The 1,277-nt window shown below is 44.5% G+C and carries 1 protein-coding gene, 1 tRNA gene and 1 pseudogene; 2 read left to right on the forward strand and 1 reads right to left on the reverse strand.

Annotation, left to right across the window (positions count from 1 at the left end; translation table 11 throughout):
* Together PX481_RS25590 and PX481_RS25595 are read left to right on the forward strand one after the other, a co-directional pair.
* Positions 1-790 (forward strand): ferrochelatase (locus tag PX481_RS25590; RefSeq protein ID WP_288096764.1); only part of this gene is annotated, 790 nt, incomplete at its 5' end.
* 88 nt (positions 791-878) lie between these two features.
* Positions 879-951 (forward strand) — tRNA-Arg (locus tag PX481_RS25595).
* Positions 952-1,109: 158 nt separating this feature from the next.
* On the opposite strand, the pseudogene PX481_RS25600 reads toward PX481_RS25595, so the two are convergent.
* Positions 1,110-1,277, reverse strand: a pseudogene (locus PX481_RS25600) (IS1 family transposase); the annotation flags it as partial.

The raw sequence follows: 1,277 nt of genomic DNA on the forward strand, positions 1-1,277 counted from the left end.
CGCGCCTTTTTTACCGGCACAGGTGTTAACGGAAATCCGCGAACGGGGATTCGAGAAAATTTTGATCTATCCTCTCCTCGTTGTTGATTCTATCTTTACCAGTGGCATTGCGATCGAACAAGTTAACAAAGCTTTAGCTCAGGGACAAACGGGGGAACATTGGGTCAAAGGATTGCGCTATATTCCCTCGTTTTATAACCAACCCGCTTACATAGAGCTAATGGCGCGGTTAGTGGAGGAAAAAATCGCTGCTGAGGTAGCTAGTAGCTGTCTTCCCTCGCAAATTGGCATTATTTTAATGAATCACGGTTGTCCCCACGAAGCTAAGGGATTTACGTCGGGAATCGATGAAAGTCAAGCTTTATACGAGTTAGTCCGGGAAAAATTAATCTATCGTTATCCCTTGATTTCTGTGGGTTGGTTAAATCACCAAACCCCTTTAATTAAATGGACGCAACCGAATGCAGAGTTAGCGGCGAAGAATTTAATCGAATTGGGGGCCAAAGCTTTAATTTTCATGCCAATTGGCTTTGCTACGGAAAATCACGAAACTTTGCTGGATGTGGAGCATATTATCGAAGCTTTACGCCGCAAACACAACCAGGTTAATTATGTGCAGATGGCCTGTGTCAACGATAACCCCGAATTTTGCCAGATGGTCGCCGATTGGGCCGAGGAACATATCGAAGCTTTACTATCACAAGAGGCTTTATCTGTCAATAGTTCTGTAACAATTCCTCACATTCATTCCGATCACCATCATCACCACGGACATCACCACCATCATTAAGCTTGGACAGTGGCAAAGAGGGGCAACGGCGAAAATTAGTCCTACCACTTGTCACTGTTGGAGCTATAATCTATAATTGTGCTTTCTTGGGTACGTAGCTCAATGGATAGAGCATCCGCCTTCTAAGCGGACGGTTGTAGGTTCGATCCCTACCGTACCCGTTATTGCCGACTAGGTATGGGAAGGCGGATGTGGTGGGCTGCCAATTGCGAATCAAGTTGCTCTGATGAGCTTCTGGTCTGGCATTGAACTTGAGGTGGTGTGAATTCTGCGTAGAGGAATGAAATTTGGGTAGTGATTTTATTGTAGTGGTGATAGCTCAAACCTTTGCTAATTGGGCATTGTAGTCATGAATAAAATACCAAAGGGTTCCCCAACGTGATTCTCCATTTTTTTAGAGAAAGATAGACTCTCTCTCACCAGCCGAGAAATCCTTTGTCGAAAGGTATTATTTAGGGTCTGCTGAAAAAGTTTTTCCTGGGGGTAG

The sequence above is a fragment of the Microcystis sp. M53603_WE2 genome (assembly GCF_030065435.1).